Source organism: Pseudomonas sp. PH1b (assembly GCF_000633395.1).
Lineage (GTDB): Bacteria > Pseudomonadota > Gammaproteobacteria > Pseudomonadales > Pseudomonadaceae > Aquipseudomonas.
Genome location: NZ_AYMU01000005.1, coordinates 1 through 17112, shown reverse-complemented (window position 1 = coordinate 17112; position 17112 = coordinate 1). Strand labels below are relative to the sequence as shown.

Sequence of the window (17112 nt, the reverse complement as noted above, 5' to 3'; positions counted from 1 at the left end):
CGGAGCCTCGAGCATCGACCAGGACGCTCTGGCAGAGCGCCCTCGTCGGCCAAGCCCGCGGCGAGTCGCCGTTTTCCGGCAGCGTTGCTATAGCGCCCGGCTGGCGAAGGTATAACGCCCCAGCACCTGCGCCAACTGCTCGGCGCCTGCAGCGCAGCGGTAACTTGCCAGCAGGCCCTGGTTGGCCACCTGCTCGACCTTCAGTTCCTCCAGCTGGATGTCCAGCAAGGCCGCTTCCTGGCGCACCACGGCCTCGACCTCGGCCATGACCAGCGCCGGTTTGAAGATCTTGCCTACTCCCGTCAACGGCAGGGCCTCCATCAGCACCACGGCCTTGGGCAACGCGGCACGCTCGGTGATATGGCGGCTGGCGTAGTCCAGCAGTTCGGCGCTGCCGACCGTGCTCCCGGCACGCACCTGGACATAGGCCACCGGCACTTCCCCGGCATGGGCATCGGGCCGGCCGACGGCGGCGCAAAGAGCGACTTGCGGGTGGCCGACCATGACCTCTTCGATGCTTTTCGGATCAATGTTGTGACCACCACGGATGATCAGCTCCTTCTTGCGGCCGGTGAGCCAGAAGTAGCCATCGGCGTCGCAGCGGCCCAGGTCGCCGGTGTTGAACCAGCGCTGCCCGGCGCCCGCGGCACCACTATCGGTGGTGAACCAGACCGACTCATTGTGCTCGGGCTCCAGGTAACCGATGAAGACATTGGGGCCGCTGATGCAGATCACGCCCTCTTCATCCACCCCGGCCTCGCGCCGCCAGGCGCCCTGTTCATCGAGGATCATTACCCGCATGTCCTGCCACGGCAGGCGCAGGCCGATGGAACCGATGCGCGACTCGCCGTCCGCGGGGTTGATCGACGAGGCACAGGTGCCCTCGGTCAGGCCATAGCCTTCGAGCACCCGCTGGCCGCTCTGCTGTTCGAACTTGCGCAACAGCTCCCGGGGCATCGGTGCCGCGCCGCAGACCGCTGCCGTCAGCGAACTCAGGTCATGAGCGCCGCTGGGCACCTGCAGCAGGCCGGCATAGACCGTCGGCACCGCCGAATAGCTGCTGACCCGGTGGGTCTCGACGATCTCCCAGAACCGCGGAATCAGCCCCGGGGTGCGAAACCCCATCGGTGGCGCCAGCAGCACATGCCCGCCCTGGGCAAACACCGCAAGGCCCGTGCCCACCAGCGCATTGATGTGGAACAGCGGCAACGCGGTGAGTACCGTGTGCCCCTGGCGCAGGATCGGCTCGCCGATCACCGCATCCAGTTGCCCGCAGAACAGCACCTCGTTGCGCTGGCTGTGGCAGGCGATCTTCGGCAGGCCGGTGGTGCCGCCGGTGCAGTAGTAGGCCGCCACATCGTCCTGGCTCGGTGGCGCGAACTGCAGGCACTGCTGCGGCTCCCGAGCGAGCTCGGCGTCAAAATCCAGCAGCGGTACCCCCGCCAGTGCCGTCGGCAGCTCCTGTTCCGGCCCGCCGCCGGGCAGGTGCTGCAGCGGGTCGATGGCCAGCACGCCCTGCAGGCCCTGCACGTCGCGAATGGCCCGCTCGACCCGCAGGCCGATCTCCTGATCCGGCCCCGGGCAGACGGTGATCACCCAACGGGCCTTGGCCACTCGCAGCAATTCGGCGATCTGCGGGCCATCGAGCAGCGAGTTGACCGCGAAGGCGATGCCCGCGGTCTGGGCGCCCCACATCGCGATATGGGCTTGCGGCAGGTTCGGCAGGATCAGAGCCACCACATCGTTGCGCTGCACGCCCAGGCGGCGCAGCAGGTTGGCCGCGCGGGTGATGTCGGCGAACAGCCGGGCATAGCTCCAGCGCACGGGTGAAGCCTGATCCTCGACCCGCAGAAAGAAACTCAGGGCCGGGGCCTCGGGCCACTGGCGTGCACTGCGCTCGAGCAGCCCGTAGGTGCTGCCGATCTCGGCAAAAGGCTGGGGGCCGGCCTCGATGTCCAGGATGTCCTGATAGTTGCGTAGCATGGCGTGACCTCGACTCATGGTTGTTCTTGTCTTGAGATGCTGGCACGGGGCGCACTACATTACTTGGCATCTGGTAACGACCACTTGGCATCCGGGAACAAAATGACCCGTACTTCATTCCTGGTCAGGGCCTCTGCCCTGACCGGTTTCACGCGGTTGGTGGAGCAGCATGGCGGGAGCCCGCAAAGCCTTTTGGCCGCGCTCGGCCTGACCTCGGCCCAACTCCAAGACAGCCACTTCTGCCTGCCCCTAGAGCAGGTCGCGCGGTTGCTGGAGCTGGCTGCCCAGCGCCTGGCCCTGCCCGACTTCGGCGCACGCCTGGCGAGCCTGCAGGACATTTCGATCCTTGGCCCGGTGGCCTTGATCGTGCAGCACGCCAGCCATCTCGCCGATGCCTTGCAGCAGGTGGCGCGCTACATGCCCTACCATTCCCCCGGGCTGCAGGTGAGCCTGGCCGTCGAGAGCGGGCAGGCGGTCTGGCGCCTGCAGCATGACCCCAGCGTCAGCCGCTCGGGCGACCGGCAACTGACCGAGCTGGTCTACGGCATTGCCATCGCCTTCCTGCGGCAGGTGACCGGCAGTGCCGGCGCGGACTGGCGCCTGCGCTTGCAGCATGAGGGCGGCCTCAGTGCCGAGGCCTATCGCGCACGGTACGGCTGTCAGGTCGAGGTCGCCCAGGCCGACAGCGCCCTGGTGTTTCCCGCGGCCCTGCTCGACACCTCGCTGGCGGCCCCCAGCCAGGCAATACTCGAGGCCAGCGAACGCCTGGTGCGCCAACTGATCCAGCGCCACCCGCTGGACCTGGGACGCCAGGTGGAGACCCTGGCAGAACGCCTGCTGATGACAGGCACCTGCAACCTGCCGACCTTGGCCAGGCAACTGGGCATGCCCCGGCACATGCTCCAGCGGCGCCTGCTGCTACAAGGACTGCGGGTGGAGCAGATCATCGATGACCTGCGCCGCAAACGGCTCGATGCACTGCTGCCGCACCCGCAGATTCCCCTGACCGAAGTGGCGTTCCTGCTGGGCTACGGCGACCCCAGTTCCCTGACCCGGGCCTGCTATCGCTGGTTCGACCAGAGCCCCAGCGCCCGCCGGCAACAGCTGCTGTTGCAACCCTGAGAACCGCGCCCTGGGGCTTTCGCCTCGGGGCGGGCCCCAGCTGCCGAGGCCTGTGGCAGCTGCCCTTGTGTCACGTTGCTGGCAAGGCCGCTTCGACCTGCCTCCCGGCTAGCCCGAGGCACTCGCCGGAGGCGCAACCCCGGCGACGATCATGTCCACCGCCTGCTGGGCAATCGGCGACAGGGTGCGCCCGGCATGGGCCATCAGCGCATTGTTGATGGTCAGCAGTTCCGCCGGCCAGGGCGGCTGGATGCGCGGCATCAGGTCCACCAGTAGGCCCTCGCGCAGGTCCCGGTCGAGCCAGGAGCGCCAGGTCAGCAGCAACGAATCGCTGCTCAGGGTGGTTTCGCGCAGCAGGTTCAGGTCGTTGGAGCTCAGGCTCCAGGGCAGCAGGGTCCCGGGGGGCAAATCGAACAAGGCGTACACCGACGCCTCGTTGGAGGGCACCACCCCGCTCCACTGATAGTCGAGGATCTGCGCGCGCTGGATCGGGCCGTCCTGCCGGGCCAGGGGATGGTCGCAGCGGCAGAACACCGACGCTGGCTGGGACGGCAGGTGGATGATCGAGAACCGCGGGTCGAACTCCTGGCCGGCCTTGATGCTGGCCACGACGAAATCCAGCTGTTCGGTTTCCAGCAGGTGGCACAGCTGGTCCCAATAGCCAACCTGGACATTGAGCACCAGCCGGGGAATTTTCTTGCGCAACCCGATGAGCATCTCGACGGTGTTGAGGGTCGAGGCCATCGGGCTGATGCCAAAGCTCAGCTCACCGCCCTCGGCCCCGGCGATATCGCTGGCCTGGGCCACCAGCTTCCGCGCGCACCCGAGCAGCTCATGGGCACGGCCAATCAACTGCTGGCCGGCGGCCGTGAGGATCACCGTGCGCGTATCCCGATCGAACAGGCGCACCCCAAGGTCGGCCTCCAGGGACTGGATGCTGCGGCTGAAGGCCGTCTGCGACAGGTTGGCCCGGGCCGCCGCACGGGAGAAGTGCAACTCCTCGCTCAGGTACACCAGGTGACGCACACGCTTCAAGTCGATTAAGTCGCTCACTGCATCAATCCTTCCCAACCTTTGCATTGGACACTCTTAACACGCTCCCAGAAGATTCTCCAGCACCAGCATCGCCCGGCAGGCACCGCGTACTGCCTCCAATAAAAATAACGATGGGGAAGTTCTGTGGCACACCAATTCCAGCTTGATCGCTTGCGTCCTCTGACCCTCGGCGCCGTCATCGCCCTGGCCGCCAGCACCGAGGGCCAGGCCGCGGCCTTCGATATCGGCGAGGTCCAGGGCCAGTTCGATTCGACGCTGTCCATCGGCAGCAGCTGGGCACTACGCAACCCGGACCGGGGCTTCATCGGCACCTGGAACGGTGGGCATGGATCCAGCCAGAGCGCCGACGATGGACGCCTGAACTTTCGTCGCGGCGAGACCTTCTCGAAGATCTTCAAGGGCATCCACGACCTGCAACTGAGCTACGGCGACAGCGGCCTGTTCCTGCGGGGCAAGTACTGGTACGACTTCGAACTCAAGGATGAAAGCCGGCGCTACCTTCCCATCAGCGACCGCCAGCGCAAGGAGGCCGCCAAGTCCTCGGGCGCGCAACTGCTGGACGCCTTCGTCTACCACAACTATTTCATCGCCGAGCAACCGGGCAATGCGCGCCTGGGCAAGCAGGTGGTCAGCTGGGGCGAGAGCACCTTCATCGGCAACGGCATCAACGTGATCAACCCGAGCGATGTCGCGGCGTTCCGCAGGCCCGGGGCCGAGGTCAAGGAAGGGCTGATTCCGGTGAACATGCTGTTCCTGTCTCAGGGGCTGAGCACCAGCCTCTCCGCCGAGTTCTTCTACCAGCTGGAATGGGACCAGACGGTGCTCGACAACTGCGGCACCTTCTTCGGCTCCGACGTGATGGCCGACGGCTGCAACACCCGCATGGGCTTCTCGCCGCCCTGGGACCCCAACGGCCAGTACCACTTCACCCGTGGCGGCGACCGCGACGCCCGGGACAGCGGGCAATTCGGCGTGGCCCTGCGCTGGCAGGTCGAGGCGCTGAACAACACCGAGTTCGGCCTGTACGGGATGAACTACCACAGCCGCGCGCCCTTCGTCGGCGGCACGGTGGGCAGCGCGCCTTTCGCGGTCAAGCCGGGAACCCGGGCGGCCAGCGCCGAATATTTCATCGAGTACCCGGAAGACATCCGCCTCTACGGCCTGAGTTTCTCCACCACCCTGGGCAGCACTGCGGTGTCCGGTGAACTCAGTTACCGACCCAACATGCCGTTGTCCCTCAATGGCAGCGACGTGACCATCGCCGCCCTTGCCGGACCGATGGCCGCCGACCTTGGCGCGCCGATCTTCACCAGCGGCCACGCCCGGCCCGTGGCGGGCGAAAGCTTCCACGGCTATGTGCGCAAACCGGTGAGCCAGGCGCAGATGACCTTCACCCACTTCCTCGATCAGATCTGGGCCGCCGAGCGCCTGACCCTGATTGCCGAGGTCGGCTACAACCACCTGGGGGACCTGGGCAGCAACACCCTGCGCTTCGGCCGCGACAGCCTCTTCGGCAACGGCGAACTGCCGGACAACCGCAACTGTGTGGTCATGGCCAACCCGGTCAACCCGCAGAACTGCAACAACCAGGGTTTCTACACCGCCAACTCCTGGGGCTACCGAACCCGTGCCCTGCTCGACTACCAGAACCTGATCGCCGGGGTGAACCTCAAGCCTAACCTGTCCTGGTCCCATGACGTGCATGGCTACGGGCCCAACTTCAACCAGGGCAGCAAGGCCATCAGCCTCGGCCTGGATGCGGACCTCAGCAACACTTACACCGCCAGCCTCTCTTACACCGACTTCTTCGGTGGCCGCTACAACACCTCGACCGATCGCGACTTTGTCGCCCTCAGCGTCGGCGTGAGCTTTTAAGCCAAATCAGCCCACTGAACGGGAAGCGTGACATGACAGGTTCGACAGCCTTTATCCACGGCGGTGCGTTGGCACTGCTGCTCTGCACTTCGGCCATGGCGGCGGTCTCGCCCGATACGGCCAAGCAACTGGAAACCACCCTGACCCCGCTCGGCGCCGAGCGCGCAGGCAATGCCCAGGGCACCATCCCGGCCTGGACCGGCGGCCTGGCGAAGGATGCCGGCGCGGTCGACAGCGCGGGGTTTCTGGCCAATCCCTATGCCGGCGAGCGCCCGTTGTTCAGCATCACCGGGCAGAACCTGGCGCAGTACCAGGATCGCCTGTCCCCCGGCCAGGTGGCGATGTTCAAGCGCTACCCCGACTACCAGATGAACGTCTTCCCCACGCACCGCAGCGCCAGCGTGCCGCCGAGCATTGTTGAAGCGGCGCGGCGCAACGCGGTGAACACTCGATTGATCGCCGGCGGCAACGGCCTGGAGAACTTCACCAAGGCCTTTCCCTTCCCGATTCCGAGCAACGGCCTGGAGGTGATCTGGAACCACATCACTCGCTACCGTGGTGACAGCGTCAAGCGGCTGATGGTGCAGATCGTGCCGGATGTTCGTGGGGTCGCCACGCCGGTCACCTATGCCCACCAGTACGTGCTGCGTGAGAGCCTTGCTGACTACGACCCGGCCAAACCGAGCAACGTGCTGTTCTACAACAAGCAGACGGTGGTGGCGCCGGCCCGCCTGGCGGGCAACGTCGAGCTGGTCCACGAGACCCTCGACCAGGTCAAGGAACCGCGCCAGGCGTGGATCTACAACGCCGGCCAGCGCCGGGTGCGGCGCGCACCGCAGGTTGCCTATGACGGCCCGGCCGCCAGCACTGACGGCCAGCGCGTGGTGGACAACTACGACCTGTTCAACGGCGCGCCAGATCGCTACGACTGGCAGTTGCTGGGCAAGCAGGAGCTGTTCATTCCCTACAACAGCTACCTGCTCGATTCGCCCAAGCTCAAATACGCCGAGATCACCCAGGCCGGGCACATCAACCAGGACCTGGCGCGCTATGAACTGCATCGGGTCTGGCATGTGGTGGCGACCCTGAAGCCCGGCCAGCGCCATGTGTACGCCAAGCGCGACTTCTACATCGACGAGGACTCCTGGCAGGCCGCGGTGATCGATCATTACGACGGGCGCAATACCCTGTGGCGCCTGGCCGAGGCCCACCAGCTGTCGTACTACAACAGCCAGGTGCCCTGGTACACCGCCGAGACCCTGAATGACCTGGTCAGCGGCCGTTACCTGGTGCTGGGGCTGAAAAACGAAGAGAAGAGCAGCTACCAGTTTGGGGTCAAGGCGCTGGAGGCCGAGTTCACGCCGAACGCCCTGCGCCAGAGCGGGGTGCGCTAAGCGCCCCGGATTCGCCCGCAGCGCGGGCTCCTGCTGACACCTAGCAGGAACCCGCGGCAGCGTTGAACAGGGTACGGGCTACGCCCCTGCACGGTTGATCAGCGATGCCAAGCACCACCTGCCACTCTTTGGAAAATGCCATGAAAAGCACACCCGTTTCCTCGCTTGCGCTCGACTACACGCCAGCCGAAACCGCCTCGGCGGACCGCAGCAAGATGCGCCGAGTGGTGGTCGCCTCGTCCCTGGGCAATGCCCTGGAGATGTACGACTTCACCGTCTACAGCTTTTTTGCAGTGATCATCGGCCAGCTGTTCTTCCCCGCCGACTCCCCCCTGGCCTCGCTGATGATGTCGCTGGTGACCTTCGCCCTGGGCTTTCTGGTGCGCCCCCTGGGGGCAATCGTGATCGGCCGGGTGGCGGATCGCTACGGGCGCAAGCAGGCCCTGACCCTGACCATCGCCCTGATGACCCTGGGCACCGGGATCATCGCCTTCACCCCGACCTACTCCAGCATCGGCCTCTTCGCCACCTTGCTGCTGGTGTTCGGCCGGCTGCTGCAGGGTTTTTCTGCCGGCGGTGAAGTCGGTGCCGCCTCGGCCTTCCTCATGGAATCCGGACGTACCGATAACCGCTGTTTCATGGTCTGCTGGCAAGGCGCAAGCCAGGGCGCCGCAGCATTGCTCGGTGCACTCTCCGGACTGCTGCTGACCAGCCTGCTGTCGGAACAGGCCCTGCACGGCTGGGGTTGGCGCATGCCCTTCATCATCGGCCTGCTGATCGGCCCGGTGGGCTGGTACATCCGCAAGCACCTGGATGAAACCCACCACAACCCCGACCGGCCGACGCCCTTTCGCGACCTGTTGCGCCGCCACGCCCGAACCCTGGGGCTGGGCATCCTGCTCATGGCCAGCTCGACGGTCAGCTCCTACATGGTGGTGTTCTACATGCCCACCTACCTCACCCGGACCTTGAACTACAGCAGCAGCTTCGCCTTTTCGCTGGTGGCCTTCGCCTGCGTCCTGCTGGCCGTGGTGCCGCCCTTCGCCTCGCGCTTCGCCGACCGCATGCCACGGCGCAAGCCCTTGCTGTACTGGCTGTGCGGGGTGCAGATCATCGTCACCTACCCGGCCTTCATGCTGCTCGGCCAGCACAGCACGCTGCTCTGCCTGGTGGCGGTGGCGCTGCTGATCCTGCCGATGGCCATCAGCGGTGGCGCCGGCCTGGCGCTGTTGATGGAAGCCTTTGCCCGCGACGAGCGCGTGACCGGGCTGTCGATCATCTACAGCTTCGGCGTGACCCTGTTCGGCGGCTTCTCGCCGCTGATCGTCACCGGGTTGATCGCCCTCACCGGCAGCCCGCTGGTGCCGGCCTGGTACCTGTGTGGCGCCATCCTCCTCAGCGGCCTGGCCCTGCGGTACTACCCGGAACACCCCGGCCGCCCCTGAGCCGGTTCGCTGTCCACTCCCATACCTGCCAACAAGGAAACTGCCGTGAGCCCCGACAACCTGCCACATCGACTGCAAGCCAGCGCCGAGCGCTTCGTGACGATTCGCCGCGACATCCACGCCCACCCCGAACTGGGACAGGCCACCCTGGACACCTCGGCCCTGGTCATCCGCCTGCTTGAAGAATGGGGCTACCAAGTGCACACCGGGGTCGGTGGCCATGGCGTGGTGGGGGTCCTGCGCCGTGGCCAGGGCGGCAAGACCCTGGGCCTGCGGGCCGACATGGATGCCCTGCCGATCGAGGAAAAAAACGGCCTGCCCTGGGCCAGCCGACACGCCGGGCTGATGCACGCCTGCGGCCACGACGGACACACCGCGACCCTGCTGGCGGCGGCCGAGCAACTGGCCTTGCACAGTGACTTCAACGGCACCCTGAACCTGATCTTCCAGCCCGATGAAGAAGGCCTGACCGGCGCCAGGAGCATGATGGAGGACGGCCTGTTCCGGCGCTTTCCCTGTGATGCGGTGTACGCCTTCCACAACATGCCGGGGTTCCCGGTGGGCTACGCGATCATCAAGAGCGGCGGGGTCATGGCCTCGTCCGAACGGGTGTGCATCACCCTCAAAGGCCGCGGCGGGCACGGCGCCATGCCGGAGCGCACCCTCGATCCGATTCCGGCCCTGGGCAGCATCATCGGCGCGTTGCAGACCGTGGTCTCGCGCAACGTCAGCGCCAGCGACGCAGTGGTGGTCAGCATCGGCAAAGTGCAGGCCGGCACCGCCACCAACATCATCCCGGAGACGGCGATGCTGGAACTGAGCGTGCGCACCCTCGACCCGCAGATTCGCCAACAGGTCGAACAGCGGATCCGCAGCATCGTCCAGGGCCAGGCCGCCTCGTTCGGCGTCAGCGCCGACATCGACTACCAACTGCTGGCCCCGGTGCTGGTCAACACCCCCGCCGAGACCCGGCAAATGTTCGAGGCCGCACATCGGGCCCTGGGTGCCGACAACGTGATGGGGCAGGTGTCATTCAAGGCCATGGGCAGCGAAGACTTTGCCTGGATGCTGCAGGAAGTGCCCGGCTGCTACTTCGGCCTGGGCAACGGCACCGGGGAGTTCAACGGCTGCTCGGTGCACAACGATCACTACGACTTCAACGACGAACTGATTCCACTGGGCGCCGCCTGTTGGGTCGAGCTGGTGCAGGCCTACCTGCGCTGACCGCCCCAGGCAACACCCCACAGCCAGTGGCGCGTGGCCCCGCGCCAGCGCCAATCACCTCGTCCCTGCAGCGGCCGCGCCGCCCTTGCGTTGCGCGGCCCGCTCGGAGCTTCTTAACCAGGATCACTGCCATGACTCAAGCCACTGCCATTGCCGACATGAGCGCCGTCGAACTGCTGGCTCACTACCGTGCCCGGCGCCTGTCGCCGGTGGACGTCACCGAAGATGCCCTGGCACGCATCGAGCGCTTCAACCCGTTGGTCAACGCCTATTGCTACACCGACCCGCAAGGCGCTCTGCAAGCTGCCCGCTGCGCCGAACAACGCTGGTTCAAGGGCCAGCCCTGCGGCGCCCTGGATGGCTTGCCCACCTCGATCAAGGAACTGACTCCGACCCGTGGCATGCCGACCCGCAAAGCCTCGCTGACCATTGCCGCCGATGGCCCCTGGGAGGTCGACGCGCCCGTCACCACCTTTATGCGCAACGCCGGAGCCGTGATACTGGGCAAGACCACCAGCCCGGAATTCGGCTGGAAGGGCGTGACCGACAGCCCGTTGTACGGCATCACCCGCAACCCCTGGGACACCCGCATGACCTGCGGCGGCTCATCCGGCGGCGCCGCGGTGGCCGCCGCACTGAACCTCGGCGTACTGCACCAGGGCAGCGACGCCGGCGGCTCGATCCGCATCCCCAGCAGCTTCACCGGCACCTTCGGCTTCAAGCCGACCTTCGGCTACATCCCGCAATGGCCGGCCAGCGCCACCACCCTGGTGTCGCACCTGGGGCCCATGACCCGTAGCGTCGACGATGCCGTGCTATTCCTGCACACCCTCGCCCAGCCCGACCCGCGCGACCCACTGCTGGGCGCCCCGCGCCACACCCCGTGGCTGCCCGAAAGCACCGACCTCAAGGGCCTGCGCATCGCCTACAGCGCAAACTTCGGCTACGTCCAGGTCGACCCGCAAGTGGCTCGAGTAGTCGCCCAAGCGGTAGCCCGCCTGGAACAACTCGGCGCCCGGGTCGAAGCCGTCGACCCGGGCTTCGACAACCCACTGGAACTGTTCAGGACCGTGATCAACGCCGGAGCCGCAAGCCTGGCCAGCCACCTGACCCCGGCGCACAAGGCCCTGCTCGACCCCGGCCTGCTGCGCTTCACCGAGCAATGCCGGCGCACCACCCTGGCCGACTTCACCGCCGCCCAGGAAGCCCGGGCCGCCCTGATGGCCCGGATGAACGCCTTTCACCAGCGCTACGACCTGCTGGTGTGCCCGATGCTGCCCATCACCGCCTTCGAAGCCGGGCACGACACCCCGCCCGGCTCCGGCCTCGACGACTGGCTGCATTGGTCGCCGTTCAGCTACCCGTTCAACCTGACGCAGCAACCCGCAGCCTCCCTGCCTTGCGGCTTCTCGGAGCAGGGTTTGCCCATCGGCCTGCAAGTGGTGGCAGCGCGCTTCGCTGATGATCAGGTACTGAGGGTTTGTCGGGCGTATGAAAGCACCTTTGCGCGTGAGCAGCTGAGGGCTCCGCGGGTGAGGGTGTGAGGTGGCGAAAAATGGAGGGGTACGACTTGATGGATGTGACGACAAAGCGAATGCAGGAACAGGTGCTTCAGTAAGCAAAAAGGGCGGCTTGAAAGTCGCCCTTTTTCTCTTGCAGTAGATCGGATACCGATCGGTCAAAGGCTTACTTGCTCTCTCTGGCAATAGTACCCAGGCTCGCATCCTTGACCAGATAACGCCCCTCCACATCACTTAACACCTTCAAACTGTTGCGAGCCATCACCACGCCAACCTCAACTTCTTGCTTGAGGTAGATAACCTCGCCTGCCTTGACCGTCACAGGCATGTCTGCCCAATTTTCAGCCTTGGAGCTAATCACGTGCTGACCAGGGGTGACGTAAAAATAGATGTATTGGTTACCACGGTTGTAGCCCATTTCCGAGTCGGCTTGCTTGTCATCCAGGAAGACATTGAAACGCACCATCATTCCCGCATTGCTAGGACGAACGACGTATACCAGTCCTTTGTCGGCAACTGCAGGTTTGGGTGGTGAATACTGCGCGACTTCGGCTTGCATCTTTTCCATTGATGGGGCTGAGGCACAGCCGTAAAGCAAGGCTATCGAGAGAACAGCAGCGGTCTTGCAGACATTCTTAATCATGTGATTCATCCCTATTACACGTAGTTTTATCATTTTCTCTAAACCGGAATATCGGCTTACCCCCCCTTCTTCTCTTGCAATTAATCGAATGCAGATCAACACAAGGCTGACTTACTCTGTTTCGCAACAGTCCCCAGCGACGCATCCTGAACCAGATAACGCTTTCCCACACCGTTCAGCACTATCATCACGACAGCCTCATCCCGATTGAGGTAGACAACCGCGTCCTCTTCGAACGCCATTATTCAAAATTTTTATTCCCCAACTCAGTCTTTAAAAAATTTGACCACGCACCAAAATCTCTTCCTACCGAGTAGAATTTAACACCAGCTTATTTTCGAAATAAAAAACTCAACAACCTCTTCCTCAGACACACCAACCCCCACAAGAAAATCTTTTCCACCTTAAAAATAAACACACAAATAATTATTTACATTCCCAACCTTCTAAAATTTGAGTTCACTCATCATCCAACCCCGCGAAAACCAATAAACCACTATCCGCCCGCCAATTTTCGACTCTTCCACCAGGCAACGCACATGTAACCCAGCCACTTGGATATCTTCCACTTACGCCTGTAGCTTTAACGCCTGACCATAGAACACTTTTAATTGAGCAAACTTAATTCAAAAATTCTTATTCCCTCACTTAAAAACGTCCTCTAGAGTCAACTTACTAACATACAGCTCACCCCCAAGATTCATAACAGACAATGTCAAATCATTTCCAAAGACCAACATAACACCCACAAGAGCCTCAGAGACAGTTAAGTACAAAAAAACAAGCATTAATTAATTTTTTGCCTACAACATCAAAATATCGACTCCACATAAAGAAAATATCTCCTCCCGCCCATATTCGCCAAGATCCGTACTACTCATAGGATCTAAAGAAAACCTCAATGACATACCATCGCTGGCACACAACATCTTACCGAAACAGCCCCCTCAAAGAGACTTTTGACAAATGTATTTTCGATCACACCGTATTTTAAAATGGTAAAAAATGACTCATTTGGTTTTGTTACAACAACATTACTTGCTTTAATCCTGAAAAATACAGGGCCTATTTTCCCGCCAGGCCCTTGCCCTGAACAAACGCCAGAAACTATCTTGTCAGGATTAACCCCTATTTCCTGGATTTTATTTATTACCAGCCTACGATCTGCGGCATTTGAAGCATTATCTCCGAAGTCCTCAACATGCTTGCCGAGTTTTTTACCCAACTGAGCCGAGTCAACCTTAAGTGTCGCTCCTGCACCAACACCACTTGCAGGTACAGACGTACTCCCAGGTTTTGCTAACAGACCAGAAACCTCCCCTGCAAAGCACGTCCAACATCATGAGATTCATACCCCACACTTATACGCCCAACTAAAAGACCACCACCAGAGTTCTAGAAAATCACAATTCCCTACCGAAGATCCAAGTATTCAAAACTTGGATCTTGAGCCTTTGTCTTTTTCAAGAATTCCAAAAACTCAACCATCCTATCCCTTACTGACTCCTCGAATTTTAGAGGAATTAAATCAAGAACGTCTTCTAGCTCACAGCAATTCATCACGAGATCACAAAGGTCTTGAGGAATACCTTTATCTTTCAAAATCCTTGATGTCCTTGGGGTAAATAAAAGCTTTTCCGCCTCATCCACGCTCATAAGACCATTAGCAATCATAGTTAACAATCCAATAGATGTTGCGGATAAAAACCTAGCAGCCTCTTCAGCGTCAAAAAGCTCGATCACCAATGAAAAACTCTTCACCTGTTATTGCTCCATTCTTTTTTAGCCTTCACGTTAAAAACCTTTCCACTTTCGCTTTGAAAGTAATGAACGGACACTTTGGACCCTTTTGAATCAAACCCATCTTTATATATTTTAGACCACTTTCCAGGCTCAACTTCGCGCAACTCAGCCAGCAAAAACTTATCATTCACTACATTTTTAGTAGTACCACCAACTTTCTCCCTAAAACCTTCCGGAAATTGCGGTGCCTTTCTAATAGAGTCATATACATGTTGTATCCCTGTTCCCTTTCCGCCAGCCCCAACGCTCCCTCGCCCCCCCATCAGCGCCATGGCGGCCGTTGTACCCAGTTCCAACAGAATACTAGCTTTTTCTTTAGCCTCTAACTTCCGTCCTACGAGTCTATCCACCCACGAGGTAGAGTCATTCCAACGGTCGAGGTCAGCCAACTCCTGAGGAGTCAGCCATCCCTCCTTGATGTTCTTGGCATACGCCTGTTGCTTGTCCAGTGCAAAAGTATCTCCCCAACCACTCGGGTTAGGACTTTGCCAGCTCACCAAGTCAGGATTTCCCTGCAATAAGCCAGGGGTGTCATAGGTTGTCTGGCGTAACAGGCCAAGCAGTTCCTGAGAAACAGGGTCCTCCATTCGGATCGAGCTATTGAGGATTTTGTCTACACATGCGCGGGTACCACATGCACTGATGGCATTGGAGCGTTCAGCAGACAACCGCTCATATTTCCCCAGAATGCTTTTAAGTTTGCTTTCGCCACAACCTCCCGCAGCACGACAGTCTTTGATCTCCTTGAGCAGTTTTTCTGCCGCCGCATGATTGAGGTTGTTGTAAAGCATTGCTTGCTGTGCAACCCAACGGCCCTTCTCCATTGACTGTGCATCGGCATCCTTCTGCGAGGCAGCTGCTAATACACCGACAATTTGTGAACTCATGACCAATAGGTTTTCATCACCTTTGACCAACTGGCCCAGTTCCACGGCCAAAGCTTCGCTAGCACCTGCCGCCAAAGCGCCAATTTTGAAGTCCCCGCCAGTCGCTTCCGATAGTAATCTTCCGACAATCGCGTGAATGGCTATTTTCGGTAAGGTTCCTTCAGCAAAGACGTCCAGAGAGTAATCTCCCACGGCGTTGAAACTCGCCGCCGCCAAGGTATTGAACAAGGCACTTTTCAGCGCCTCACTGGCACTGCCGCCCTGCCCCAACGCTTTGCTCAACAGCATGGAGGTGCCGCTCTGCAGCGTTTGGCTCGCAGCAAATTGCCCAATACCTGTCCAAGTACTCAGGTTCGGTCCAATAATCTGATTCGTTACTGGGTTGGTGTAAGTACCTGTCCACTCATTGAAGTAACCAGCCGTCAGCCCCGCAGTAACACCAGAGATCACATACTCTTTCATGGCGCTGGAAGAGGTCACATCCTTGAACACCGCCCCCAGGTTTCCGCCATTGTTGATAAAGCTAACAGTTGCATTAGTCGCGGCGCCTGTAGCGATAGCTCCCGCACTCGACGCCAATACTCCAGCAGTTCCCGAACTCATGGTCCCCGCAGCAACCGCTCCACCGGTGGCAGTCCCCATCGCGCCCATTGCCATGGGCCCAACCACCGCCGCCATCACAATCGCAATAATGATCTGCGACGCCGGCCCCAACCCGGAGTTGCTGTACTTGTAGGAGTCGTGGATCTCCTTCACTACGCGCCAATCAACATCGCCGCGTTTCTCAGCCTCCTTGAGCCAGGCCAGTTGCGGGTCGGCCTTGACCATGGCGTCGATGCTCTGGCTGACGCTCTGCTGATTGACCTGCCTCACATCGATCTTCAGGCCATCAACGGCTTTGATCACGATGTTGCCGGCCGCCACCATCTGGGTCTGGCGCAAGGTTTCGTCGGTATTGCCCTTGCCTTTGGAGGACACCCAGAAGGAGTTGTTATTGGTCTTCTCGTGGCTCTCCTGATGCAGGTCCTTCACCCCTTCAAAGGTGATGGCACCGCCGCTGTCCAAGGTCAGGTCCTTGCCACTCTCCAGCTTGGCGACCTGATACTTCTGGTCGCCATCACTCTTGAGCGTCAGGTTGCCCCCTGCACTGACCTCACTGCCGATATGGGTGGTGCGGGTGACTTCGTCACGTTGGGTCTGCAGGTTGCCAAAGCCCCCCTTCTTCTTCATGTCATACAGCGAATGCTCGCTGTCCTGCTCCGCCAGCAGGTTCAGTTCGCCACCGGCCACCAGGTAGGCTTCGTCCCCGGCCTTGATCCGGCTGGAGATCAGGGTCATGTCCTGGCCGGACTTGAGCGTCACATCGCCGCCCGCCGTCACCGTGGTGGCTTGCTGGTGGACGCGATCTTCTTCGCTCTTGGTGGTGCCGGTCTTGCTGGCCCAGTGCTGTTCGTTGGCTGCCGAGGCCAGGGTCAGGTTTTCTGTGACCGTCATCGACACATCGCCCTTGGCGTCGATCTGGCTGGCGACGGCGGTGAGACTACCACCGGCATCGATGGTCAGATCACGGCCGCTCTCAAGGGTGGCGCCGTGCTGGGTTTTGCTCTGGTCGAGGTTGCCAATGCCGCGGTCGTTGCTGACCACTTGCTCGACGGCGGTGAGGCTGACGTTGCGACCGGCCTTGATGCGGGTGTCGCCGCCGCTGTGCAGGACGCTGCCGTTGTTGTCGAAGTCCCGTTCGGCGTCGATGCTCAGGCTGTTGCCAGCTTCGATGCGCGCGGCGCTGTCGAGGAAATCGCGGCGCTGCTCGCGGACGTAGTCTTCGCTGCTGCTCTGGTGGGTGGTCAGGGTGCGGTCGTTGATCACGTCGCCCTGGGTGGTGGTCAGGCTCACGTCGCGCCCGGCGATGATGCCGCCGGCACGGTTGACCAGGTAGTTGCCGGCCAGCAGGTCCTGGCGGTTGCCCGCCTCCACCAAACCGCTATTGACCAGGTTCTCCCCCGCCACCGCCGACAGGTCATTGGCCGCGCGCAGGGTGCCAACGTTGTTCAGGTCCTTGCCGGCAATCAGGCTCACGTCCTTGCCCGCGATCAGGGAGCCGTTGGGCGCCAGGCGGTTGTTGGCCTGGGCCAGGTACAGCACTGGCACCAGTACCTGTTC

General features: G+C 61.6%; 12 protein-coding genes. 6 read left to right on the top strand and 6 right to left on the bottom strand.

The features are described 5' to 3' along the window. Positions 1-87: 87 nt before the first annotated feature. Positions 88-2001, bottom strand: coding sequence for an acyl-CoA synthetase (locus U873_RS0109435; protein ID WP_256244320.1), 1914 nt, complete (start codon positions 1999-2001; stop codon positions 88-90). An 84-nt stretch (positions 2002-2085) separates the two neighbouring features. On the opposite strand from U873_RS0109435, the gene U873_RS35085 reads away from it, so the two are divergent. After that, the gene (locus U873_RS35085) at positions 2086-3105 is read left to right on the top strand and encodes an AraC family transcriptional regulator (RefSeq protein ID WP_081818625.1); all 1020 of its coding nucleotides are present in this window, start codon (positions 2086-2088) and stop codon (positions 3103-3105) included. A 108-nt stretch (positions 3106-3213) separates the two neighbouring features. Here the strand turns inward: U873_RS35085 and U873_RS0109420 are convergent, their stop codons facing one another. Further along, the gene (locus tag U873_RS0109420) at positions 3214-4158 is read right to left on the bottom strand and encodes a LysR family transcriptional regulator (protein ID WP_025128011.1); all 945 of its coding nucleotides are present in this window, start codon (positions 4156-4158) and stop codon (positions 3214-3216) included. A gap of 126 nt (positions 4159-4284) precedes the next feature. Between U873_RS0109420 and U873_RS0109415 the strand changes: the two genes are divergently transcribed. From U873_RS0109415 to U873_RS0109395, 5 genes are all read left to right on the top strand, one after another. Then, positions 4285-6036, top strand: coding sequence for a DUF1302 domain-containing protein (locus U873_RS0109415; RefSeq protein WP_025128010.1), 1752 nt, complete (start codon positions 4285-4287; stop codon positions 6034-6036). Positions 6037-6068: 32 nt separating this feature from the next. Continuing rightward, a complete protein-coding gene (locus U873_RS0109410; protein ID WP_025128009.1) occupies positions 6069-7430 on the top strand; it encodes a DUF1329 domain-containing protein in 1362 nt (453 codons plus the stop codon). 140 nt (positions 7431-7570) lie between these two features. Further along, positions 7571-8875, top strand: coding sequence for an MFS transporter (locus U873_RS0109405; protein WP_025128008.1), 1305 nt, complete (start codon positions 7571-7573; stop codon positions 8873-8875). Positions 8876-8920: 45 nt separating this feature from the next. Continuing rightward, positions 8921-10099 carry a M20 aminoacylase family protein gene (locus U873_RS0109400; RefSeq protein ID WP_025128007.1) on the top strand — a complete coding sequence of 393 codons (1179 nt, stop codon included), beginning with the start codon at positions 8921-8923 and terminating at the stop codon, positions 10097-10099. A 131-nt stretch (positions 10100-10230) separates the two neighbouring features. Beyond that, positions 10231-11643 (top strand): amidase, encoded by a 1413-nt coding sequence (locus U873_RS0109395; protein WP_025128006.1) that lies wholly within the window; start codon positions 10231-10233, stop codon positions 11641-11643. Between the two features lie 142 nt (positions 11644-11785). Here U873_RS0109395 and U873_RS0109390 read toward each other — a convergent pair whose 3' ends face one another. From U873_RS0109390 to U873_RS0109370, 4 genes are all read right to left on the bottom strand, one after another. Further along, complete coding sequence (locus U873_RS0109390) at positions 11786-12178, bottom strand: DUF2846 domain-containing protein (RefSeq protein WP_025128005.1); 393 nt, start codon at positions 12176-12178, stop codon at positions 11786-11788. A gap of 982 nt (positions 12179-13160) precedes the next feature. Then, entirely contained in the window at positions 13161-13487 is a 327-nt protein-coding gene (locus U873_RS36620; RefSeq protein ID WP_157838071.1) for a hypothetical protein, read from the bottom strand. Positions 13488-13675: 188 nt separating this feature from the next. Further along, positions 13676-14023 carry a DUF3969 family protein gene (locus tag U873_RS0109375; protein WP_025128004.1) on the bottom strand — a complete coding sequence of 116 codons (348 nt, stop codon included), beginning with the start codon at positions 14021-14023 and terminating at the stop codon, positions 13676-13678. Beyond that, a partial coding sequence (locus U873_RS0109370; RefSeq protein WP_025128003.1) for a DUF637 domain-containing protein occupies positions 14020-17112 on the bottom strand: 3093 nt, incomplete at its 5' end. The genes U873_RS0109370 and U873_RS0109375, both read right to left, overlap by 4 nt.